Origin of the sequence: Methanoregula sp. (assembly GCF_049518935.1) — an archaeon.
In the GTDB taxonomy this organism is placed as follows: domain Archaea; phylum Halobacteriota; class Methanomicrobia; order Methanomicrobiales; family Methanospirillaceae; genus Methanoregula.
The window spans coordinates 77023-101617 of the sequence record NZ_JBEKRH010000001.1; the positions used below are offsets into that span (position 1 = coordinate 77023).

Genomic DNA, 24595 nt, shown 5'->3' on the forward strand with positions numbered 1-24595 from the left:
ATGACACAGGACTGGCTTATCCAAGCCGAGACTATCTGTCTGCGCTGCGGGGGTCACTGCTGCCATGAGGCACGCCCCCCGGTCTCCGAACACTGTTACCACAGGCTGCTCGCCGGAGGTGTGCCGGAAAAGGTCTTTGAACGGAAAGGTTACCGGTACATCAGGACACGCGAAGATGGTGCCTGCACATTCCGGGAAGGGGGCAGATGCGGGATCCATACCATAAAGCCCGAGACCTGCCGGGCGGGACCATTCACGTTCGATGTGAGTGGCGACGTGATCGGGATCTTCCTCAAATTCGAGGAGATCTGCCCGGTCGTCCGGCTCTACAGGGAGAACCCCGAAGCCTATGAACAGCAATATGCCCTTGCCGTAAAGAGCATCACTCATCTCGTTTCGAACCTGACGGATGAAGAACTTGAGGCTGTCTGCAGGATTGACGAGCCGCAGACAGAAAAAGTGGCAGAGATTCCCCGGATCTATTCCCCCCATCATGACCATCGGCACTGAACACGAGTTCTCCATCAACGACAGCGGGTTTACCCCGCAACCGGTCTCCGACCAGATCCTCCGTGAGGTCTGCGGCCGGTACGAGAGCGAGATCCTGTTCGGGGAGGTGAAACTCGGCAAGGAACTCCAGAAGACCGTGCTCGAGATGATCCCGCGGCATCCGGTGGACGAACTTTCCGCGCTTGAAACCCAGCTCGTGAAAGGGATGGCAAAGTTCAACCATATCTTCGGGAACCGCTACCGGCTGCTCGGCCTCGGCATGCACCCGACTGCCCGTCCCGCGGATATCCCGGTCTGGGACCATGACGAGGGGGAGTACTATGAGGTCTATAACCGGCTCTTCAATATCCGCCAGCATGGCTGGCTGAATATCCAGGCACTCCAGATCAACCTCTCGTATGCAAACGAGAAGCACCTGGTCTCCCAGTACAACCGGATCCGCACGCTCCTCCCGTACCTGATAGCAGTCACGGCCTCTTCGCCGATGGTGGAAGGCCGCCTGACCGGGACCTGTGATAACCGGCTCGTGTACTACCGGAACAACCAGAAGGAGATCCCGTTGATTTGCAACCGGATCGTGCCGGGCATGATCCGGTCGGTTGCGGACTACCGTTCGGTGCAGGAGCAGGTGTTCTGCGAGCTCCGGTCCCGCGATGCGGAGATTCTCTGCGAAGAGTGGGTGAATTCCAGCGGGCTCATCATCCGGTTCTCCCGGAAATGCCTGGAGATTAAGGCGCTTGACGAGCAGGAATCCATCCGGTCCGATATGGCGGTCTGTGCCTTTGTCCGGTCGCTGCTCCGCTGCCGTTCCCTGCCCGTTGAGCATGATCACGAGGCATTGCTGGCACTGACCGAAGAGGCTGTCGGCAAAGGTACTGCCGGGTTCAGGCCGGAACTTGAGGCCCTCTACAACGCAGCATGGGCTCATGCCACCGCGGATGAGCGCACCTTCCTGCCGGTTATCCATGACCGTATCGCAAACGGAAGCCTGGCAGAACGGATCCATGACCGGGTCTCGAGAGGCGAGGGAATTGTTCCGGTCCTTGAGGATATGGCGACCGCCCTCAGATTCAACCAACCCTACATGACGGGATAAAATTGTTCCGCTGCCCGTATACCGGTACCGCTGATACACAGCATTAAGAAGGGGAGCGGACCACTCTTTTCCGGGTCGCTGATCATGGTACGGACGTTACTTTCGGAAGCCGAAGGATATGAACTCCTGAATACGGCAGGGGTTCCGATCCCCCGGTTCCAGGTTGCCCGCACAGCGGAGGAAGCGGAGAAGGCAGCGGAAGCCGCCGGATACCCGCTCGTGATGAAAGTGATCTCCCCGGATATCATCCACAAGAGCGATGCCGGCGGCGTCATCACGGGAATCGGGTCGGCCGGGGATGTCCGGGAAGCATTCGGTAAGATCAGGAAGAACGTGGAAGCATACAAACCCGGTGCCGTGGTCTCCGGGATCATGGTCGAACAGCAGCTTCCCCCCGGCCTGGAACTGATCATCGGCGGGAAGACGGACCCGACATTCGGGAAAGTGATCACGATCGGCCTTGGCGGGAAACTGGTCGAACTGCTGCATGACGTGGCGATCGGGGTGCTGCCCATCGACGAGTCCGATATCCGCAGCATGGTCCATGGGCTCAGGGGCTACCGGCTGATCGCGGGGTTCCGGGATGAACCGGCCCGCGATGAGGAGGCGCTCGTCAGGATTATCAGTGCGGTGAACCGGATGTTCCATGCCGATCCCCGCATAACAGAGTTTGATATCAATCCCCTGGTTCTCTACGGGAAAGGAGCATGTGCTGTCGATGCCCGGTTTTACATCGATGATTCACCGGCGATAACGGAAACCCCGCAGATGCCGGAGATGCAGTCCCGGATCATGGACATCCATTCCATCGCGGTGGTCGGGGCCTCGACCGATCCCAACAAGGTCGGGTACGCCGTCTGCCGGAACCTGCTCACCTTCCCCGGGTCGCTCTTCCCGGTCAACCCGAAGTCCGATACCATTCTCGGCAGGAAGTCCTATCCCGATCTCACATCGATCCCGGATCCCGTTGATCTGGCAGTGATTGTCATCCCGGCTGCCGGCGTCCCCCGCGTTATCGAAGAAGCAGGAAAGAAACAGATCCCGCTGGTCATTGTGATCTCTTCGGGATTCCGGGAGACCGGGGCAGAAGGTGCAGCACTCGAGGAGGAGTGCCTGTCTGCTGCACGGAAGTACGGGATCCGCATTATGGGACCCAACTGCCTTGGGCTCATGCTCCCGCACCGTACCATCAATACGACATTTGACCCGGTCTCCCCCAAGCCCGGCAATATCGCGTTCATCTCCCAGAGTGGCGCAATCATTACCACCATCGTAGACTGGAGCCTGCCGGAGGAGATCGGGTTCTCGGCGGTCATCTCTATCGGCAACCAGGCAGACCTCACCTTCGAGGATTTCATCACCTATGCCGGCGACGACCCGCACACAAAATCCATTATCCTCTACGTGGAGCAGATCCGGTATGGCCCGCGATTCATGGAGACCGTCAGAAAAGTATCCCTGACAAAACCGGTTGTTGCGATCAAATCAGGGGCCTCGCGGATCGGGCAGAAGGCTGCATCGTCCCACACGGGATCACTCGCCGGCAGCTTCGACGTGTACATGGCCGCATTCCACCAGGCCGGTGTCATCCCGGCGAGTTCGATCCGCGAAGCATTCCAGGCTGCCGAACTCCTGGCCTCGGAAGGGTACCCGAAGGGGATACGTGCCGTCGTGATCACCAATGCCGGGGGATTCGGGGTCCTTGCATCAGATTATGCAGAACGCTATGGGATCGAACTCGTAGAGTTCTCCCCGGAACTCATAGCTGAACTCGATGCAGTCCTCCCCGCGGACTGGAGCAGGGCAAACCCGATCGATATGGTGGGGGACTCAAGCGCCGATCGCTTCGCCCGGACCTTCAACATTATGATCCAGCACCAGGATCTCTGGGATATCGCATTTGTGATCGCCGTCCCTTCGGCAATATCGGACCCTATACGCGTCTCGAACGAGCTGGTCAGGTTCTCGAAGAACACCCACAAGATGATTGTCGGGTGCATGATCGGCGGCGACAGCATGAAGACACCGCTCCGCATCCTCCGGGACGGCCAGATCCCCAATTTCCCGGACCTCGAAGACGCATTCCGTGCCGTGGGGACGATCTGCAAGCACAAGTGCAGCACCGGGATGCCGGAGTGCCGGCACGATTGAAATTTTTTTGATGTCCTCATTTTTTATCGGTTTTCTTTCATGATTTATTGTACCAGGATGACTTCCCGGGGGGGAAAAAAAGTTACGGTTCCGATTCCCGCCGCGGAAAAGTGATTATGAATGAGGTCCCGTTCTCCCGTGATATCTCAACGGTTCCCTCCAGCTGCCGCACGAGGTTCGCCACCAGATGGAGCCCGAACGACCCGGTTTTTTCCAGGCTGAACCCTGGGGGGAGTCCGTGACCATTGTCGCAGACGCTCATGATGCATTGAGGCCCGGGACAGCGGAAACCGATTGCGATCTCCCCCTCCGATTCCGGCGCGAACGCATACTTCATCGCGTTCGATACCAGCTCATTGACGATGATTCCGCAGGTGATGCAGTCATCCAGCGGGAGGGAGAGTCCTGGGTCGATACCGGTCCTGATCGTAATATTCCCCGAAGAGATACCAAAAGAGGTCCTGAGGTACCCGGCAAGGCAGGTGATGTACGAGTCAACATCAACATGCGCAAGATCCTTCGAACCGTACAGGATCTCGTGGGCGAGCGCCATCGAATAGATCCGGTTCCTGCTCTCCCGCAGGGCCGTTACGGGATCGCGGTTGTCCCCGCGGGTCTCCTGCAGGTACAGCAGGCTCGCGACCTGCTGGAGGTTGTTCTTTACCCGGTGATGAATCTCCTTTAAGAGGATCTCCTTCTCGCGGAGGGACTCACGGATCTTCTTCTCGTCCCGTTTCTTCTCCGAGACGTCGTGCATGATCGCCCAGATCTTCCTCGGCTCCTGCCGCTCGTTCCGCAGGGTAAAGAGCCAGATCTCGAGCGCCACCTCGTCACCGGGGAACCGGGAGAAGGTCTCCTCGAAATACGCCGGGGAACCGGTCCGGACGAACCGCCCGATGGTGGAGATGATATTCTGGACGCCGGGCAGAGATGACAGGTCGGGGACGGTCCTGTTCAGCAGTTCCTCCGGCCGTTTCCCGAAGAGTCCCGCCCCTTTCGCGTTGATGTACTCGATCCCGTTTTTGAAATCGTATACAAAGACACAGGTGTCCTTCATGGTCTCTGCCAGGGAGTAGTACCGCTCGTTACTCTCCTGTATGGCAAACGAGATGCTCCGGATATGCTCCTGTTCGGCGGTGACATCGCTGTTGCTGATCCGCCGGCCCCGCAGAGTTCCGTTCCCGTCACGGATGGGTTTTGAGCTGTGCCGGATCCAGCGGACATCGCCGTTCTTTGTCTGGATCCGGTACGAAAGGCTGAAATCCCTGTCGGTAAATTGCGCTGCCTCCTCTATGCAGGTCTGCCAGGCCGGGCGGTCTTCGGGATGGACCATCTCTGCCAGAAGGGCCGGGTTCCCAATGAGTTCCCCCGGTGTATACCCGGTGATGCGTTCGCAGGACGGTGACACGAAGATGAGATTGCCGCCGGTGTCGCTCCACATCTCCCAGCTGGAGGTGTACTCCGCAATAAACCGGTAGGTCTCGAGGTTTGCCCGGGTCCGGATATCGATCGCATGCTTGCTGAGCGCGATCTCGATCGTCGTGACGATTGTCTGCGGGTCAAATGGCTTCGTGATATAGCCATACGGATCGGTCTGCTTGGCTTTCTCAAGATCGGTTTCGGTAGAGAAACTCGTGAGGTAGATGACAGGGATATCGGCGTGTTCATGGATGCGCCGTGCGGTCTCAATGCCATCCATGTCACCAATCAGGTGGATATCCATCAGGATGATGTCTGGCGTGCACCTGCCGGCAGCCTCGATAGCCTCCGGTCCGGAAGGGACGCTGTCGAGCACCGTGTAATGGTTCCGTTCCAGGACTTCCCGGAGATCCTCTGCTACGATCTGTTCGTCCTCAACGATAAGGATCCTAGCCCGTGCCATCATCCTGTCCTCCCCCCTTTGGCACGAATTCGATCCGGAACCCCGTCCCCTCTCCCGGTATCCGCGTGATGGTCCCGCTGATCTGGCGGGTGAGCATCCTCACCAGCCGGAGGCCCAGGGACCGGGCCAGTTCCCAGGCAAAATCCTGCGGAATGCCGATGCCGTTGTCCTGGACCGTGAGGATGTACTTCCCGTTCTCCGTGATTAGGGAGAGGTCTATCCTGCCGGTGCGGGAGTCCGGGAACGCATACTTGAGGGAGTTTGTCACCAATTCGCTGATGATGAGGCCAAGCGGGAGGGCGGCATCGAGGTTGATCCAGGTATCCTCTGGAATCGCGATATTCAGTGCGATCTTTTCCGCAGGCGTACTGAACGTGGAAAGCAGGTTGGATGTCAGGGACTGGACGTAGTTCCGGAAGTTGATACCGGCAAACCGCCGCGTCTGGTAGAGCTGCTCGTGGACGAGAGCCATCGCCTTGACCCGGTGCTGGCTCTCTGCAATCACCGACAGGATCGCCGGGTCGGTCATGTACCGCGACTGGAGGTTGAGGAGGCTGATGATCACCTGGAGGTTGTTCTTGACCCGGTGGTGGATCTCCTTTAAGAGGAGCTGCTTCTCCGCAAGGGAATCCTGCATGGCCTGTTCTGCCGCCTTTCTCTGGGAGATGTCCCGGATACTGGCAAGGACCGTGGGCTTGTCCTGAAAGGTAAAGAGCCGGGCACTGATCTCAACGGGCAGGAGATGGCCGGATTTTGTCGGGACCTCGGTCTCGAACACGGCGTGCGAGGTAGTGAGGAGCTCCTGGTACATTTTCCGGTAGGGTTCCTCTGACTTCAGTACACCGAAATCCCTGAGGTTCATGTGGAGGAGTTCATCCGGGGTGTAGCCGAACATCGTGCTTGCCATGGCATTCACTTCAGTGATTCTGCCGGTCTGGTCACCGGCCGGTTCGAAGAGGATGACGGCATCATTGGCATTCAGCAGCAGGAGACGGTAGCGTTTCTCGTTCTCGTTCAGCGCCTGCTCTGCCTTCTTCTGGTCGGTGATGTCCCGCAGTATTTCCGTTACGGCAATGACATGACCTGATTCAGGGTCGATGACCGGGTTCAGGACCTGCAAAAGGCTTCGCCCGTTCTCCTGCCGGTCCGTTGTCAGCAGGGTACCCGACGTGAATACACGGTCGATATCCTCAAGGAGCTGTTTTGTCTGCTCGTCATCGTGAAGATCCCGGTAGGACCTGCCTTTCCCGGGATCTGATGCAAGCCCCAGCCGGTCGCGGTACCGGGAGTTCATGAAGAGATACATACCTGACCGGTCGACAATGCTGACGGCGTCGCTGGTTGATTCGACCACGGAATGATATTCTGCCTCACTTTTCTGTACCGTCTTGCGTAAACGGTTGAGGATCAGCTCGGAGCGGAGAACCGTTACAATGACAAGGAGCGGCAGGATGATCAGCAGGACGAACTGGATCATCGTGATCCGATCCATCGAATTCATAAAACCCGTACTGTCGGTCTCGATCAACACGATTGCCCGGACCTGCCCGTTCTCATCGAGTACCGGTGCGGACCCGTACATGGGATCGATCCTGCCTGACGGGAGTGACCCGTAAGGGGTGCCGTCAAAAAGAGTATTAATATTTGCCGGCCCCGGCACATAAGGTGAGCCGATTGCATGTCCCTCCGGTGTTCCCCAGGCACTGTCGGCCAGGTACGAGAAACCCGACGGGGTTTTTTCTATTACCTGTATGTTCCTGATGTTCGGGTACCGGGACTGCGTGGTTTTAAGTACCTGTTCCAGCCTCTGGTAGCGTTCCGAGCTCTCATTGCCCGGAGAGAATGTGCTGATATAGTTCCAGTCCGTGACAGAGGCGATACTGGCCGCGGCACTGCCAAGGTACATGCTCGTGGACGAACGGATCTCGTTTTTTGTGTCTTCAAACGAGAGTGCCGTAAGGACGAGGAGGATACAGGCAAAAAAAACGATAAAATAAATCATGAAATGCCGCAGGGTATCCGGAATCGTATATTTTTTCATAGGCATATCTCACGTCCCCGGGAAAACCGCACCCGCCCCCACTCCCGGCAGGATACAACACTATCCTGTTCCGGAGGATTAAGGGTATTTATTTTCATGTTCTCTGCCAAATGGATGAGGGGCGAGACCCCCCGTTTTCCGGGCTGACGCCCCGGTTCTCCCCGGGGGTCTCTCCGGAGAAAACGGTTGAGTGGCTTGGCAGGATGCATCATGGGAACCCGAAGGAAAGAATGGTACCGGAAGAGTATACTCTCCCGGATATCATCAGTCGTATTTCCGGAACAGTGACGGGTTCTGGCGCCGGATCCACCACCTGCGCAGGATCGCGACCAGGATGATGAGAATGATAATGAGGATCAGCCAGAACTGGTATTCCTGGATCGCCGGCAGGATCATGTCGAGGATCGTCGGAGAGTGGAGTACCGGGGTTGCTGCAGTCACAGCCGGGGCCGGGGTCTGCGTGGGTATTACCGTAGTATCGAAAGCACCGGGCTGCTGCACCGGGGGGTTGGCAACGGGCTGATCGATATGCTGCTGGATGACAGCAGACGGTTTGCCCGGATGTACATAATAGCTGCCCCCGCCCCCTCCGCCGGTGTACGTTGGCACAGGAGTGGCGGTGGGAGTGGCAGTGGGTGCTGTGGTTACCGGGGCTGCCGAAACGGTGACCAGTACAGATTCGTTATATCCGGAGGTCGAAGCATTGACCTGGATGGTCCCGGCACCCGATGGCGTGAGGGTTGCCGACGCCGCATGGCCAGAGGTCAGGACCGATGCCGCGGGGATGGATCCCGGGCCGGAGCCTACGGTGAAAAATACCGGGATCCCGTCCGGGAGGAGGTTGGGGGAAGGCTGGGTACCGTCCGAGGCATACTGGAAAATCGTCTTGATGGTACTTGTACCGGGCATGGTAACAGACGACGGCGAAGCGGAGATATTCATGAACAGGTACGGGCGGGGGTCCTTAAAGGTAAACGACTGCACGGTCGCAAGATTGTTTGCCCCCCAGTAATTGTTGGTGAGATCCACGGGGGGGGTGTTTGGAAAGTCTACGATTTTACCATTCGTGGCAGTGACATTGGCAAACGCGCAGAAGTTAATGTTACTCATCCCCACCCCGGCAAAATTCGAGTAAATCGCCCCGCCATTGGTACCATGGCAATTCACGAAGGATGACGTAGTGACGTTGACCGCAGTGGAAGGGGTATAAATGGCGCCACCAAGGGTTCCTGAGCACCAGGTGAAGGTTGACCCGGAGACGTTTATCATCCCGTTCCCGCTTGCACCCGACAGGGCCCCCCCGTAATGGCCGACAGCGGTATCATTATAAAAAACCGATGAGCTGACGGTGATGTTCCCGTAACTGACGATTGCACCTCCCCCACCAGAATACGACGTATCGATCCCGTTCCTGAGTGTCAGGCCGGTAACCGTGGTGGTAAGGGAAGTCCCGCTTTGATTCCACAATATGCCGTATGCTCCTCCCCCCCCATTCCCGTCAATGATGGTGTCCTGTGCATTGCCGTCGGTCGACTGGAATGTGAGGCATCTCTCGAACCAGATATCGTGATAGTAATACGTTCCCGTGCCAAAAGAGATCGTGTCGCCATCAAGCGTCGTATTCAGGAAGATCTGGAATACCGATGAGGTGGGATAAGATGCCGGTGTGATCGAGTACACCGTTCCCGAGACCGGTACAACTACCACGAGCAGGAGGAGGGCAGCAATCCAGAATGCTACAGAATACTGAAACGGGCGGTTCATCCTCTCACATCACCTTTATTAAACGAAACGGAAATCGGGATAAATCCGCCCGGTGTTACACAATATAATTCTGATGCCGGAACGGTATATATGGATATCGTTGTTGTACACGCCATAGGATTATGGTTTTTCCCTCCCTTCCCGGCATCACCGGGGCATGCTGCACACCATTCCTCCAGGGGAATATATCCGGCCGGGGCAGAATTTTCCATCATGAACCATCTCATTGCTAACAGATTATTTACCGGAAATATATAAACATGGCAACAGTTTCAAATGGTGAAACTAGAGGCATCTTATTCCGGCCCGGCCACCAGTCGCCGGGATTCATTACGTTCAGGATAAAAAAAATTCCCGGGGCCGGGACCTGCCTCCCATCACCATGATGGGGGGACAAATCCCTTCCGGGTGAAGGCCTGCTGTATCTCGTGCCTGAGCTCCTCCATCTGGACCTCCTCGGACCGGGTGTTCCGGATCATCTCCGAGATGACCTGCCGGGTCTCGGGGTCAGTGATACCCGGCATCTGCAGGTCCCTGTCGGGCCTTTCCAGGATGCTGATGATCTTCCGGTCAGCAGAAACCCGGACTGACAGGGCGGCGAGCCGGCAGAACTTTTCCCGGTCCACCCCGGCCTTCTCCGCAATGGGCAGCGAATCCCGGAAGGTTTTTTTCCGGGCAAGGATCTGCCCGATTGCCGCAAACAGCTCTTCTTCCCGGAACGGCTTCATCACATAATCCTCGATGCAGATATGGTACTGCCGGGCCTCGCCGGCGGTCAGGCAGTTACCGGTCAGCATCAGGACCGGGATCTTCTTGGTATCCGGATTTTTCTTGATCTGTTTGAGGGTCGACCACCCGTCGAGCGGCTCCATCACCACGTCGAGCAGGATTACATCAGGTTTCCGGACTGTGAGAATATCGAGGCACTCCTGGCCGCCGGACGCGGTTATACAGCTATACCCGGCCCGGGTGAGTGCATACGAGACCATAGCAACGATATCCGGTGAATCGTCGACGATGAGCACGGTCTGTTTTCCGGCCGGTGCAGGGGAGGGAGAGCCCCTGCGTTTTACCAGGTACAGGACCGATATCGCTATCACAACAGAGGAAAGGAATACCCCCGCCAGCAGCTGCCTCAGGCCGGGAACGGGACCATCATCGGCCGCGGCTGGTTCACGTGCAAGGCACCCGGGGTCACGGGGATATCCGCTGCAGAACTCTGAGAATACGGGACCGGTATCCAGGGAAACGAGCAGGTTCCCGGTGCGGGTATCGTACAGGGAGACCCGCTCCATACCCGGAAGGACCGGCAGCACGAGGTCCATCTCGCCGGATGCATAGTGTTCGGTATAGGGGGCGAGGCTGTTCTCCGGTGACCGGAGGATACCCACCCCCATGGCAGTCCCGGGCTCTGAAAGGGAAAAGACCTCCAGCTCATGGCCGTTCCTGCCGGTGATGACCCCCCTCAGGGGCCCGGACAGGATCACCAGGTTCGGGGGTCTCCCGTACGTGATCTCCCGGGTGAGGACCTGGTACTCCCCGTTACTGTACCCGAGCCGGAGCTGCAGGATCTTCTCATAGTCCGCAGAAGCCGGTGCTGCGGCCGCGGTTATCCCGATGCAGAGAATGAGCAGGAGGCACCCGCACACGTACAGCGACCTGTCTGTTCCCAAGGATCTCACCCCCCTGCCGATATGGTGAGAATGTAGGCGATCCGCTGGGCAGATGCCGCACCGAACATCCCGCTGGCGCTGGTCCGCATGATGTCGGGATCGGGGTCCCATCGCCAGAAATCCTTTATGCAGGGATCAGCGCCGGGGTATTCCTGCTGTATCCTGCGGCACTCCGAAGGATCGCGGTGGCCGGCCACGGCGCTGTCCCTGCAGGCTGCCTCCGTAGACCAAACATTGGGGAACGGTTCGTTCTCGAAATAATCGGTATCGCCGCAGTACGTGTCTACGAGCCCGAAGAGGCCGTGGCCGATCTCGTGGAGGAACAGGAAATTCCGGTCCGAGGGGACCTTCATTTGCTTGTGCCCGGTCCCGGAATCCACGAAACATCCTACCGGCTGGTACGATGCATTGAGGTACCAGCCATCGTAATGGGGGTAGAGGATGATCGTGAGATCGCTGAAAGTCACGGTTTCCCAGTACGAATCCGGGACCTGCCCGGCACAACCGGAGAATGCATCTGCGGCGTCTGCGGGATCGAAATAATAATAAAAGGCGAACCGGTCGCGGAAAACCGGCGGAAGGGTGACGGTGGGGTCGGTGACCTGATCCAAGCTACCGAATGTCTGGTTGATGACGCGATTCACGTCCTCGCGGAACCGGGTCTCGTTGCCCAGGTACACGTCCGTTGTAACTTTGGCATTGTCCGCTGTCCGGTAATAGGTAGAGGAGGGGATGAAAACCACGGAGATGTGGCTGCCGGGACGTTCCGGGCTCAGGGCAACGAGGTGGTCGCCGGCGAGGATAATAGGGAGTGGTGAATTACCGGGATACGTGATGTTGGCCGACACGGGCCGGAACCCCGTCGCCGTTACGCGGACCGTGTGGGCCCCCCCGCTGATGTCGGGGATCGTGAGGGTAGCGGCGCCCCCGTCCCCCGATGTACTGCCCGCGTACCCCCCATCGATATATACTGAAGCCCCGCTAATCCCGCTGCCGGTGCCGGCTTCTGAAACCTCTACCAGCAGGCCCCCTTCTGAACGTGCACATACTGCCGGGCAGGAAAGAGCGAGGAGGAGGAGGAGGAGGAGAATGACCCGGTCCCGGGAGTATTTCCGGACATCTCTCCCATGGCAGTCCCGGCAGTAAAACCGGATATCCGCAGGTACAGGGTTTTTTCCTGATCTTGCCGTCAATAAGGTATTCATGTGCACAACCAACCGGAACTTTACCGGAGTAAATCCGGACGGCTCCCGGAAGCGGTGACATACAGATTCGCGGGCGATAAAACAACCAGGCAATCCGTTATCATCTCTTCTGCTCCTTGGAACGCCACATCCCCCTCGGTACCATTATCTCAAAACATGCTCCCCTCCCTGGGGTACCGGTCTCGCGGATTGATAACCCGGTCAGTGACAGGATCTCCCGGATGAGCAGGAGCCCGAACCCGTTATTGGTATAGAAACCGCGGTTGAAGATCTTCTCCTTGTTTTCAGTAAGGATGCCTGCACCGTTATCTTCATAGAGAAGGACAACATCATCGCCGCAGGAAAGGGAAACCCGGATCACCGAGAGATTCTTTCCTCCATGACGAAGTGAATTATCCAGGAGGTTGAAAACAACGTTCCGGAAAAGCGGATCAACCAGGATCTCGAGGGAATTGTCGGGAAGATCCAGCCGGACCGTCGTCTGCGCCAGGCTGGCCCATGCAGAAGAGAAGATCTCCGCGATATCGATCCAGGTGGCGGATTCATCGCCAAGGTTCTCGTATATTTTGGTAAAACCCATGGATTTCCTGATGGAGTCCACAATCCGTTCTTCTTTCTCGATAAAACCAAGAAAAGCCGGGTTGTTCGTCTCCTTCTTTGACAGGGACAGGTACCCTAATATGGCGGTGATCTGGTTGTTCAGGTCATGGCGGAAGATCTTCTGCATGAGCAGGAGTTTTTTCTGTATCTCGCGCTGGTTCTGCTGGAGGATCTTCTGCCGGGTGATGTCCCGGGCAATACCCATGAACAGGGTCCGGTCCCTGCTGTCGTAGACCGGCGAGAGCGTAAGACCGAGAAATACCCGCTTCTCCCCGGTATCCAGTTCAAGATCGAACGATCCCTCCCCCGGGACCTGGGGGGAAGATCGGAGTTTTCCAATGTTCTCCCGGATACAATCGGTGAACTTCCCATACGAAGAGCCCGTATCTCCCGTATCCTGACCGATGGCAAAGAGATCCAGTCCTGCCCGGTTCATATGGAGGATCTTCCCGTCAGGATCCGCGATGAACACGATATCCACCGCCGCGTCCATGAGCATTGCAGGAGGCTGATCTGTCAGTTCAGCCACGGGAAGCACCCGTCCCGGTGAGGAAAAGATCATTCCGGAGGCCAGGCGCGATTCGATGATCGTGGCAATTACATCGGCTGCGATCTGCATCGAACTGATCTCATAGTCCGTCCACGCATGGGCATCATGGAAACAGGCCGCTTGGATGAATCCCCGGAACCCGTCCTCACTGAAGAGCGGAACCATGGCAACTGACGTGACGGCCGGGTCCTGAAAAAATCCCTGTTCTGAGGGGGGAAGCTGGGAAATCGTTCCGGATACCGGGTATCCTTTCAGGAGCTGATCATCCCACCGGGCAAACCCTTCCTGCGTATAGGGAAAATCCCTCACAGTCCTGATATCTGCCGGGGGAATATGTTTCGGGTGAACACACCGGAGAATTTCCGAGATCAGGGGAATACCCTCTGTATTAACGGTTCTCTGGTACAGCGATATGACGGGTACATCCATCTCGTATCCCACGGCACCGAGAATCTCCGAGAGGGAAGACAATAACCTGTGCTCCTCATCCGCGGGAGTTCCCGAAGCGTCCTTCTTCAGGAACCGCCGGAAGAAATGACTGCTCATCAGCAGGATGACGGTCCGGATATCGCAGGCTTTTCTCAGGTCCGCTTCAATGGCCTTAAGCGGCGTGATATCATAGATCACTCCTTCAAAAAGCGGTTCAGGAAAGCCGGACCGGTACGTTATCCTGGTCTGGTCATGAATCCATCGGATCTCGTTATCTTTTCTCACGATCCGGTACTCCCGCGACCTGTTTTTCAGGAACGCCGGGTCGTCATCTTTGTCTGGGAACATCGCTCCCTCGCGGTCGTCCGTATGGATGATCTCGGACCATACCCGGATTCCCTCAATAAAATCAGCCGGGGGATAACCGGAGATCTTTTCAATGGCACCGTGGAAGAATTCTAGGACATGATTACGGTCGTACCGGTACGCGATTCCCTGAATATTCTCGACAAAGGTCCGGTACCGGTTCTCACTCTCCCGGATCTGCCGGTCCGCCTGGTGTTTGAACAGGGCAATCTCTATTGTTGAGAAGAGAACTCGCTCATCGAAGGGTTTGGGAATATACCCGTAGGGTTTCGTGCATTTTGCGTTGGCAATGGTATCATCTTCGATATTGCTTGTCAGGAAGATGACCGGTATGTCGATGAGGGAACGGATAGCATCCGCCAGCTCGATCCCGTTCATCCTGCCGGCGAGAACGATGTCGATCAGAACGAGATCCGGGGATTCCCGGGGAATTGCAACAAGCGCTTCCTCCCCGGTCGGGACACTTCCGCAGACCGCATACCCGCGGCTCTCCAGGGTCTCCCTCAGATCCTCGGCAAAGACGAGTTCATCTTCAACAAGAAAGATTTTCGTGGGCTGCGGCGCCGGACACCCGGGCCGGGTGCCGGAACCGGGAGAATGCACGCGGTTCGTTACACCGTTCACACCCGATGCATATCCCATGATCTTGTTCTCTGTCGTGTTAATCCCGTCTCCGTTTCATGGATAAAATTGTCTGGACCCCGGTCCTGCAACGCAGGGTCTCCTCCGAGCCGGGATTTGCTGCAAGTGCTCGTTCAAAGGATCGCAGCGCTTCAACAAGCCTTCCCATGCGGGTCTGGACCACTCCCAAGTTGTGCCAGATTTGAAAATTATCCGGGTCGGACCTGAGCATCAGGTCATAGATTCCCAAGGCTTCTTCGTATTTTCCCAGCAGGACGCAGAGATTCGCCTTTTCCAGGGAGAGGCTGATCGCAATATCCCCCTTCACATCCTGGATTCTCATCCCCTGCAGGGAGGCAGCCTCCCGAAGCGGGTATGCAGTGTCTTCTCCAGCACTCTCTCCTTCCACCGGAGTTTTCCTGGACCATGGGTCTACTGCCAGGCCAGTTTCCGGGGTAAAGACAAAGAGGGCCCCATGAATCGATCCCAGTTCATCGAGGATCGGGGAGATTGTCCCCTCTTTGATCCGGTGGGTCATCCCCCGGCCCGACACGAGCAAGATATCTGAGGGAATAATGGTGATGAGCCCCTCATCAAGGACCGAACGGACCGGGAGAACATAGTGTTCGTGGAAGACGGCATCGTGGAGCCGGATCTCTTTATCAAACGCGTTCCCGTGCAGGGCGCTGAACTGCACCCCCAGCAACCGTTCGGCAAAGGAGTTGATGAGTGCGATCTTCCCTTCCTTGTCCATGACGATGAGCCCCCGGTCAATATTCCGGAAGGTCAGGTCGATCCATTCTCGGGATCCACGGATAATAGTATCCAGGCGGTTTCTTGCAAGTGCCACCTGGATTGTTGAATGGACAGTCTCTTTCCTGAAAGGTTTTACCAGGAATCCATACGGATTTGTGTTCATTGCCCGGGTTATGGTTTCACCGTCTGAAAAGGCCGTGAGGTACAGCACCGGTACCGGGAAATCTTTTGTGATCCGGACGGCCACATCAATTCCGTCCAGTCTTCCCGGCAGGTTGATGTCCATCAGGACAAGATCCGGCTGGAACTCATAAAATTCCGCTAATGCCTCCTCACCGGTCTGGGCAATGGCACATACATGATAACCGTATTCCTGAAGGGCCTCTTTGAGATCCTCGGCAAGGATTGCTTCATCCTCTACAATCAGTAGTACAGGCCGTACTGCGGAGGGGCTCCGGGCATTGTGGAAGCAGCCGGCTCTCTGGACATCTGGTCCGGGAGAATATTCTGCAGGAAGGGAATTTTCCGTCATAACCGAACACACAGGTAACAGATACCCATAAAAGAAATATATAAGCAGGGCCAGAGTTTCAAATAGTGAAACTACCCTTTTCGTGCAGGAACCGGATCCATCCTGCTTCGCTGCTCCCGATCGGTAAGTTCAGGGCAGTTTCACGTCAGTTCAGGACTTCATTTCCCGTGCAAGAGCGATCGCCATGCCGTGGTTCTGCAATAAAAAGAGGTGGGTGTTTATCTCCACGAGCGGGTGCCGACCATCCTTTCCGTTCAGAATCATCTCGTATCGGACATGCCCGTTGCGTACGAGCTGCTCCATGTATCCCGGGAAACTCCGCTGGCAACAGATGTCATTCATCTGTGCGTATTCCTTCCCGACCAGTTCATCGCGGGGCAGGCCCAGCAGAGAGAGCGCTGCGGCATTCACTTCAATGATGCGCCCGGGAGCGCCCTCGGGAGAAATCCCGTACAGGAAACATGCATCGCTGATGTTATCAAAAAGGGTACGGAACTTCTCTTCGCTCTCTTTCACCTTCAGGTGGAGCACATGGTTGGAAAATGCCATGTCGATAGCGCATAATAACTGCTGGTCATTGAAAGGCTTGATGATATAACCATAGGAGAAGACATGGTGGGCCCGATCCCGTGTCTCCTGGTCAGAGTATGCAGTGATATAAATCACCGGAACATCGATCTGCGAGGTAATCCGGCCGGCTGCTTCTGTCCCGTCCATAGATCCCCGCAGGTGTATGTCCATAAGGACGAGATCCGGGCGGTTCCGGGCGGCCGATGTGATTGCTTCTTCTCCGGTCGCAACGATACCGATGACATCATATCCCATACGCTTCAGGCGTTCCGCGATTTCCATCGAAATGATCGCATCGTCCTCTACAATAAGGATTCTGGGTCTTGTCATGGGGCCTGCCGTAAATCAATTTCGTGCTGACGTAATTTTCAGGTAACCGTTGCCAGGTCCTGTTGCAGTGCTGAGTGGTATTCCGGATACGGTCCTGCCGGGGAATAGACATGTGGCACCTGCAGAAAGGTACACTTACGCCTTTTCCTGAAATATGACATCCCTGATATTTATTGTCATGGGTTCTGTACCCGATATAATGTGTTTTTATTTGGTGAGAGCCCAATACCAAGTACCTTCCAGTAACTACGTACGGTGCTCCGGTACCGGATTTGAGGTAATCCAGCCGGGATAGTATATAATACCGGAACGTATGCCGGAGGATCGACGTGGATTACCCGGAATACCCTGTACCCGGCCAAAGGAGAATGACATGGATCTGCCCGCCGAACCCCTGCTCTCGTCACGGAAAACGGTTTTTCTTGCAGGCTCTCTCCACGACATTTCTCTCCTGGCCTATGATCACGATGCCAACCGGTTTGCGTTTTTCCAGCATGTTATCTCCCATGGGATCAGCAGCCAGACTCAGGTAATATATGCATATTTTTCCACCAACCTTATTGCACACTTCAAACAGGAGATCGCCAGGAGAAAAATTATCCTGTACGAGCTCCGTAATGGCATAAACGGCCTGGCAGCTCTGGTTAACGAGCACGGCAACCCGGTGTCAGGTACTTCCGGCAGGGTCCATGTGGTCGTCGATTTTTCCCGGCAATGCGATCTTCCCGGTGTTCTTGCTCTTATCAGGGATTGGAAAGATCCCCTCGCCATTCCGGGATTAATTTCCGGCATCGTTGCTTTCGATCTGAATCTCCTTGATGAGAAATTCCTCCACGAGATATCCGCGGTAATTCCTTCCGTAATTGTACTCTCAGGTACCACGAACCTGACTACGTTTCCGGCAGGTTCCAGAGGACCCGTAATTGCCGGTATCATTCCGCAGGATATCGTTGAATCCGTTGTGAAGCATTCTCTCGAACAGTTGATCCTCATGAGCCTGAAACAACCGGTCACAGGCTTTGATATCCTCAAGGACATTTCAGATCGATTCCACGTGGAAGTCCCGATTGCCCGGGTCTATTCGTATCTCTATGACCTAGAGAACAAAGGACTGGTAACAACGCAGATCCGAGGCAGGTCAAAGATCTATGTCCCGACAGCACCAGGGCGTGTTTTTATCGATAAACGGTTATACGATCTCCAGGCAGCACACGAATATATTCTCGGCTACGGACGCTGAAGATCCGGGATCCCGTTCTGCATCAGGAGGGGGATGGCTTTTCAGGTGTCCCGGTCCTGAAAATATCTTCACGTACTCCGCTGCGTACAATAAACGGAGCGGATGTTGTGAGGTCAGATTCCGGATAAACCGGTATTTCCGGCAAATGATAGGATATCGGTTTTCACATCCAAAACAGGAATACGCTCGAGATCACAACGTAATCTTCTTCAAGATCTGCCCGTTCCGGAACACCGTGATCCCGCCGCCGCTCTGGGATACGACAATCCCCACGGCTTTCGTGACCTGGGTAATTGCGGCAACAGAGTTGTGCCGGGTGCCCATCCCCGGGGGCAGGGAGACGTTGCTTGAGTCGACTGTGATATAGCGGCCTACGGATTCGACAAAACCATCGCCCGTGATGACGAACGCCCCGTCCAGCTGGGCAAGGGCCTTGATATTCTCCCTGAGCTGGTCATTCGTGACAACCCGCAGTTCCGGCTTATGCCCTTCGAACGGGTTGAGGATGATCTGCCGGGACTTCTCGAGCACGTTCTTGGTATCACCTATCAGGAACGTGGTGCCGACCGGCTTTCCTTCCCGGCCCTCGATGGAGATCTCCGTGCAGATATGGAAGACCGCATCGAAGACATCCTCTTTGATATCCGTATCGCCGATGACCATGTCCTTCCAGGTGTCGGTGCTGATCCGTACTTCACCGGTCCGTTTCCTGTCCGTGATATCGTTCCCGATACAGAGGATCTCGATAAGACGCCCCTGCTCGTCCCGGATCGCCTTGTTGATCCAGGCAATCCAGACATGGTCGCCGTTGCGCCGGACATTCTCATTGACATTGACGGCAAAGCCCTCGGCATTGAACCCGATGTCGTTTGCCATCATGGAGAGGTCATGCTGGACCCGGGATTTCTGCGGTACGATCGTGCCGACAACACTCTTCCCGATTACGTCCTCACTGGCATAATCGAAGAACGTCAGTGCATACGTGTTGAAGAAGGTGATCGTGCCCTGTGTATCCATCCGGATGATAATGCTCTGGGTGTTCTGCAGCACTTCCCGGTATTTGGCCTCGCTCTCCTTGAGGGCATCTGCAATCTTCTGTTTTTCTGAATTGTCGGTGACGATAAACGTACCGCCCCGGGGGATATCCCGCGGATCCAGGGGCTGGACCTGCAGCTGGCAGGAAACAAGGGTCCCGTCCTTTCCTGCCAGCCGGCAGTCGGCATGGCCGAGGCCGGAACTGTCCTTCCGGATCAGGAATTCGCGGCATACCTGTTCGTATTCATCAGGAGTTTTGAAGAGCGACCTGAGTTCTTTGCCGATCAGGGCGGATTCCCCGTACCCGAGCATGGTGAAGAGGGGGCGGTTCACCCATTCGATGACCCCGGCCCGGACCTGGAATATACCGAGGGGGGTTGCCGAGAGGATGGTAGCCAGCTGGTCGTTCTGGATCTTGAGCTCGCGTTCCCCTTTCTTACGGAGCATGGTCTGCTTGATCATGGTGACCATCTCGAAGAGCTGCGGCCGGATATCCCCGGTCTTCGGGAGCGTGATCTCCGTTGCGTTATTCACTTCTTCAAGAGCAATCTTGTTTGGTCCCCGGCGGCCGAGAAGGATGACAGGGGTGGTGTTTCCCTGGGTCTTGAGATACTTCAGGAACTCGATCCCGTCCATATCGGAGACGAACTCAATGCCGTTCACGTCAGGGATCTGCTCGTACGAGACAATGATGTCGAAGGTCCTGCCTTTCAGTTTCTCGGCAGCCTGCTTGATCGAGTGGGCCTGCTCGACCCGGATCTCCCCGGTCTTTTCAAGGAACGTGCGGATTTGTGCGAAAAGATCGGTATTGTCATCGACAAATAAAACAGAGATCATCGTTCATCAACCGGCATTATCCCGGGGATTATATGCATATCAGGTGGAAGGTGGAGCGATAAATAGTTGTTGAACAGGGAAAAACGAAAGGCCGGTCCCTCCGGGATCCGGAAAAAACTGGTTCAGCCGGACAGAAAAAATGATGCAAATAATTGCCCGGCAGAAATCCCTGAGCTGGAACAATTATTATCAGATTAATTTTTTAGAGAGGTGGGGACAGTGCCCGTCCCTCCTCGCCGCCCCTGCGCATTACGATGCCGCGGGAATTGCCTGTTCGGGAGTTATCGCATTCAGGGGTTGCCACAGCAACAGGGACTGCCAAAGGCAGTGGAGAAGATTTTTTATAAGAAAATCCTGGACTGTGAAACCACGGAGAGCGTTAACATTTGTAAAGATTTTTACGAAAAAAATTATTCCTGGGATTGGGAAACAATCGCGAGCTGGTACATCCAGTCCATCAGCGGGTGGCACTCCTCGACAATGCATTCGAGTTCGCACCCGACACAGGGGATCAGTTCGTCGCCTGCCAGCAGGGCGCAGGGATTGACCGGCATCTGTTTTGCACGCAGGAGATAGGTCTTGATCCCGTCTTTCCTGAATTCAACACGATCGATGAGCCCGCTCTCTTCGAGTTTTTTGACTATGCGGGAGCACTTGCGGCTGTCTACGCCCAGCTCTTTCCAGAGTTCGCTCTGGAGCACGCCTTCCGGCTTGGACTGGATCAGTTTCAGTCCCTCTTCAACAGAATCTCCCACGACTTTCACCTCCGGCACGTCAGATTACCGGCGCAATAGTCAGGATATTATTTCCACGGATGACTACCGTGCCGAGACTCCGGCCCCGCTGGTTGTCCACGAATTCAATGGTCTCTTCCATGTGGATGTTCAGGTATTCATCCACGGCGATAAGACGTCCCTGCAGCTTGCGCCCCTCGTCTTTTATCTCTACAGATATCTTGGAATCAACGAGTGCAAACACTTTTTTTATCGGCAAAACAATTCCGTTAACCATCTGCCCTAATTTGGGATGTAAGATTATTAAAGTTTGCTCGTTGGGGTGGGGGAGAGGGGGCCGGAATGAAGGGATTATTTTTAAATTTCATTAGTGGGCACTTCTTTTATTATCCAGATAACCGTGAATGCAGGAGACTGGTGAACCCGGAAAAGGGCCGCAATTCGAGATGACGGTACCGAAAGGCGAGTACCGGTTTACCGATGTGAAATTAAACCCCACAAAACCCTGACGGGCAATCTGAATCTTAAACACATTCACATTTGAGTGATGTGCCGCATTTATGCACCACAGCAAGCGAAAATAAACCTTGTTTATGAGGCTCATCCAGAACCATCATCTTACGCTTGGATATCTACGATCAACACATATTTCCACCTGAATGCCCGAAAAACAGCACCCGGTTCGTTTCCTGTAAAACACATGCTGGTACCTGTAGAGCATTTTAATTTGAGAATGGACATCAGAAAAGTATAGATATCTGCCGATATACTGGATTAGCGAGGTGTTTGCAGTGAATAATAACATAAAATACCATTTTTCGTGGGACCTGCTTGGAGATCTCACAACAGGCCGCCCGAACCTGGGACCCCTGGTCCGTCTGGAAGTGTACCGCCTCATGATGTTCACCCTCCGCGACACCCTCGAACGGGAGGTAGGAACTGAGGCGTCAGACCGGATCTTTTACCGTGCAGGGAACCTCGCCGGACAGGAGTTTTTCCGCCATGTGATTAAGGATGCACCCAATCTTTCTGTTTTCGTGAATGCCGTGAAGGAAGCGCTCAAAACCATGAATATCGGTATATTAAGAGTTGAAAAAGCCGATCCGGAGAAAGGAGCATTTATATTCACGGTATCTGAAGATGTAGACTGTTCGGGACTTCCCGAACTTGGCTTTGGGGTCTGTACCTATGATGAGGGATTCATCGCCGGCCTCATGGAAGGTTTCACGGGGAAAAAATTCCGGGTTAAAGAAGTGGATTGCTGGTGCACCGGTGATCGAACGTGCCGGTTCACCATTGACTTGATCGAGTGATCCGGGGAACATGACAAATTGAGTATTTCTATGAGTGGAGATGAGAGGGCAGTGGAGAGTAAAGGGACAATTCCGGAGTGCGATGCAGAATCCGTACTGGATGTGATTGGCCAGATGCTGATGACTGGCACGTTTGATTCCACCTGTCTTCCCAAAGATCCGGCAATACGACAGCGACTTGACGAGATCCTGATCACCATTGGAGCTGTCCAGAATTTCGCGCTTTCCCTGAGTAAGGGTGATCTCGATTCCCGGCTCGAGGCAAAAGGGATCTCTGCCGGCAGTCTCAAATCCCTGCAATCAAATCTTAAACACCTGACCTGGCAGACACAGCAGATTGCGACCGGGGATTTTTCTCAGCGTGTCGATTTCATGGGCGAGTTCTCGGAAGCATTCAACCATATGGTCATGGCTCTGGATGCAGGCCGGGCGAAAATGAAACAACGCGAATTGGAACTCTCAAGCCTGAATGCCCGGTTATTGACGGAAGTTACCGTTCGCAGGCAAGTAGTGGAAGAGCTCCGCCTCCAGAACCAGATCTTCGAGACCATTGCAGAAGGTGTTTACCTGATCCGGGCCAGTGATGGTGTGATCGTATATACCAATACCAAATTTGAAAAGATGTTCGGTTATGAAAAAGGGGAGCTGATCGGCAGACATGTCTCTGTGGTAAATGCTCCTGAAGACCTGATGAGCCCCGGGGATACTGCAGAAGAGATAATGAAAGCCCTTGATGAGAATGGTGAATGGAGAGGAGAAGTCAAAAACATCCGGAAAGACGGGACTACATTCTGGTGTCTCGCCGTAGTGTCCACGTTCGAACATCCCGAATTCGGAAACGTCTGGATTTCCGCTCATACCGACATCACCACCCGCAAGCGGGCTGAACTGCAGATTGCGGAATTTTCCCGGTTCATCGCTACTCTTATGGATACCCTGCCGGTTCCGATCTTTTACAAAGATATTTCCGGGAAATATCTCGGATGCAACCCACCATTTGAGGAGTATATCGGGCTACCCAGAAACAATCTCATCGGGAAGACCGCGTATGATATTTCCCCAAAGGATCTTGCAGACCGGTACACTGCTGCCGACTGCGAAGTCTTTGACAATCCGGTACCCCAAAGGTATGAAGCACAGGTCATGTTTGCCGACGGGTCGCGGCATGACGTGATCTTTTACAAGGCCCCGTTCTTCAACATGGACGGATCGGTTGCCGGCCTGATAGGTACATTCTTGGATATCACCGAGCGCAAGCAGGTAGAAGTGGCGCTCAAAGAGAGCGAAGAGCGGTTCCGCACAATGAGCGAGACCTCATTAACCGGGATTTATATTTTCGTGAATGGCGTTGTGAAGTACACCAACCCCACCTTTGCAAGGATTCTGGGGTATACTCCACCGGAGATGATTGGAATGGATCCCCAGTCCCTGGTCCATCCCGATGATCGTGCCATGGTCCGGGAAAGGATGGAGGTCCGTGATGCGCAGAAGGAAGAGATCAACGTCTATGAGTGCAGATTGGTGACAAAAGACAACCGGACCCTCTTCGTCAATATCATGGGTACCCGGATACCCTATGAGGGCCGGATGGCAATATCGGGTAACCTGATGGATATTACAGAACAGAAACTGGCAGAAGAAGCCCTGCGTCAGGTAAATAAGAAGCTGAACCTGCTCTCCAGCATCACCCGGCACGATATCAATAACCAGCTCTTCTCCTTAAAGGCTTTCCTTGAGCTCTCGAAAGAAGCTGTCGGGAATAGTCCAAGGATGTCAGAATATATCCTCAAGGAAGAACGGGCTGCGAATGCCATTGAACACCAGATCGCTTTCACGAAAGAGTACCAGGATCTTGGCGTGAAAGCCCCGGTCTGGCAGAACGTGGAAGCAGGTATAAAAAAAGTGCTGACTGTGCTGCCTATGCGGGAGATACGGGTTACTGCGGAGGTCAACGATCTCGAAGTGTATGCAGATCCGCTGTTTGAGAAGGTGTTTTACAACCTGATCGATAATGCCCTGAAGTACGGTGGGCAGAAGATGACTTTAATTCACATCACTTCGCAGGAATCTGAAAAAGGGCTGATCATTTCCGTTGAGGATGACGGGGTTGGGATTTCGACAGAGGACAAGAAGCGTCTCTTCTCACGCGGATTCGGGCACCATACAGGGTTAGGGCTGTTCCTATCAAGGGAGATCCTCTCCATCACCGACATTACTATCACCGAGAACGGGGAGCCGGGGAAAGGCGCCCGGTTCGAGATTGCTGTGCCGGCAGGAGCTTGCCGATATGCAGTAAACTCCTTTTCTGCTGAATGAACCGGGGGACTTCACCACAGCACCGCCCAGCGTAGGGGGTTCGG

Annotated in this window: 17 protein-coding genes; 6 read left to right on the top strand and 11 right to left on the bottom strand. The window is 55.1% G+C overall.

Features of this window, described 5'->3' with window-relative positions; all coding sequences use genetic code 11:
• The 3 genes from ABSE13_RS00375 (at nt 1) to ABSE13_RS00385 (ending at nt 3757) form a co-directional block, all read left to right on the top strand.
• Nucleotides 1-510, top strand: coding sequence for a YkgJ family cysteine cluster protein (locus ABSE13_RS00375; protein WP_424026493.1), 510 nt, complete (start codon nt 1-3; stop codon nt 508-510).
• Nucleotides 494-1606 (top strand): glutamate-cysteine ligase family protein, encoded by a 1113-nt coding sequence (locus tag ABSE13_RS00380; RefSeq protein ID WP_424026494.1) that lies wholly within the window; start codon nt 494-496, stop codon nt 1604-1606. The genes ABSE13_RS00375 and ABSE13_RS00380 overlap by 17 nt, the downstream gene beginning before the upstream one ends.
• 84 nt (nt 1607-1690) lie before the next feature.
• Nucleotides 1691-3757, top strand: coding sequence for an acetate--CoA ligase family protein (locus tag ABSE13_RS00385; RefSeq protein WP_424026495.1), 2067 nt, complete (start codon nt 1691-1693; stop codon nt 3755-3757).
• 82 nt (nt 3758-3839) lie between these two features.
• Here the strand turns inward: ABSE13_RS00385 and ABSE13_RS00390 are convergent, their stop codons facing one another.
• The 8 genes from ABSE13_RS00390 to ABSE13_RS00425 form a co-directional block, all read right to left on the bottom strand.
• Nucleotides 3840-5642, bottom strand: coding sequence for a PAS domain S-box protein (locus ABSE13_RS00390; RefSeq protein WP_424026496.1), 1803 nt, complete (start codon nt 5640-5642; stop codon nt 3840-3842).
• On the bottom strand, nt 5626-7641 hold the full coding sequence (locus tag ABSE13_RS00395; protein WP_424026497.1) for a sensor histidine kinase: 2016 nt from the start codon (nt 7639-7641) through the stop codon (nt 5626-5628). The genes ABSE13_RS00390 and ABSE13_RS00395 overlap by 17 nt, the downstream gene beginning before the upstream one ends.
• Before the next feature lie 303 nt (nt 7642-7944).
• Nucleotides 7945-9444 carry a hypothetical protein gene (locus ABSE13_RS00400; protein WP_424026498.1) on the bottom strand — a complete coding sequence of 500 codons (1500 nt, stop codon included), beginning with the start codon at nt 9442-9444 and terminating at the stop codon, nt 7945-7947.
• Nucleotides 9445-9821: 377 nt separating this feature from the next.
• The gene (locus ABSE13_RS00405; protein WP_424026499.1) at nt 9822-11117 is read right to left on the bottom strand and encodes a response regulator; all 1296 of its coding nucleotides are present in this window, start codon (nt 11115-11117) and stop codon (nt 9822-9824) included.
• A 5-nt stretch (nt 11118-11122) separates the two neighbouring features.
• A complete protein-coding gene (locus ABSE13_RS00410) occupies nt 11123-12322 on the bottom strand; it encodes a PEGA domain-containing protein (RefSeq protein WP_424026500.1) in 1200 nt (399 codons plus the stop codon).
• Nucleotides 12323-12422: 100 nt separating this feature from the next.
• Complete coding sequence (locus tag ABSE13_RS00415) at nt 12423-14909, bottom strand: response regulator (protein ID WP_424026501.1); 2487 nt, start codon at nt 14907-14909, stop codon at nt 12423-12425.
• A 19-nt stretch (nt 14910-14928) separates the two neighbouring features.
• Nucleotides 14929-16176, bottom strand: coding sequence for a response regulator (locus ABSE13_RS00420; protein WP_424026502.1), 1248 nt, complete (start codon nt 16174-16176; stop codon nt 14929-14931).
• A gap of 150 nt (nt 16177-16326) precedes the next feature.
• A complete protein-coding gene (locus tag ABSE13_RS00425) occupies nt 16327-17076 on the bottom strand; it encodes a response regulator (protein ID WP_424026503.1) in 750 nt (249 codons plus the stop codon).
• A 373-nt stretch (nt 17077-17449) separates the two neighbouring features.
• On the opposite strand from ABSE13_RS00425, the gene ABSE13_RS00430 reads away from it, so the two are divergent.
• Nucleotides 17450-18316 (top strand): PadR family transcriptional regulator, encoded by an 867-nt coding sequence (locus ABSE13_RS00430; RefSeq protein WP_424026504.1) that lies wholly within the window; start codon nt 17450-17452, stop codon nt 18314-18316.
• Nucleotides 18317-18508: 192 nt separating this feature from the next.
• On the opposite strand, the gene ABSE13_RS00435 is transcribed toward ABSE13_RS00430, so the two are convergent.
• The 3 genes from ABSE13_RS00435 to ABSE13_RS00445 all read right to left on the bottom strand — a co-directional run bounded on the left by ABSE13_RS00435 (nt 18509) and on the right by ABSE13_RS00445 (nt 21199).
• Nucleotides 18509-20188, bottom strand: a complete 1680-nt coding sequence (locus tag ABSE13_RS00435; RefSeq protein WP_424026505.1) for a PAS domain S-box protein — start codon at nt 20186-20188, stop codon at nt 18509-18511.
• A gap of 410 nt (nt 20189-20598) precedes the next feature.
• Entirely contained in the window at nt 20599-20961 is a 363-nt protein-coding gene (locus ABSE13_RS00440) for a helix-turn-helix transcriptional regulator (protein WP_424026506.1), read from the bottom strand.
• Nucleotide 20962: 1 nt separating this feature from the next.
• Nucleotides 20963-21199: an LSM domain-containing protein gene (locus ABSE13_RS00445; protein WP_424026507.1), complete on the bottom strand. Its 237-nt coding sequence runs from the start codon at nt 21197-21199 to the stop codon at nt 20963-20965.
• A gap of 514 nt (nt 21200-21713) precedes the next feature.
• On the opposite strand from ABSE13_RS00445, the gene ABSE13_RS00450 reads away from it, so the two are divergent.
• Both ABSE13_RS00450 and ABSE13_RS00455 read left to right on the top strand, forming a co-directional pair.
• On the top strand, nt 21714-22235 hold the full coding sequence (locus tag ABSE13_RS00450; RefSeq protein ID WP_424026508.1) for a V4R domain-containing protein: 522 nt from the start codon (nt 21714-21716) through the stop codon (nt 22233-22235).
• 30 nt (nt 22236-22265) lie between these two features.
• Nucleotides 22266-24551 carry a PAS domain S-box protein gene (locus tag ABSE13_RS00455; protein WP_424026509.1) on the top strand — a complete coding sequence of 762 codons (2286 nt, stop codon included), beginning with the start codon at nt 22266-22268 and terminating at the stop codon, nt 24549-24551.
• Nucleotides 24552-24595: the final 44 nt, after the last annotated feature.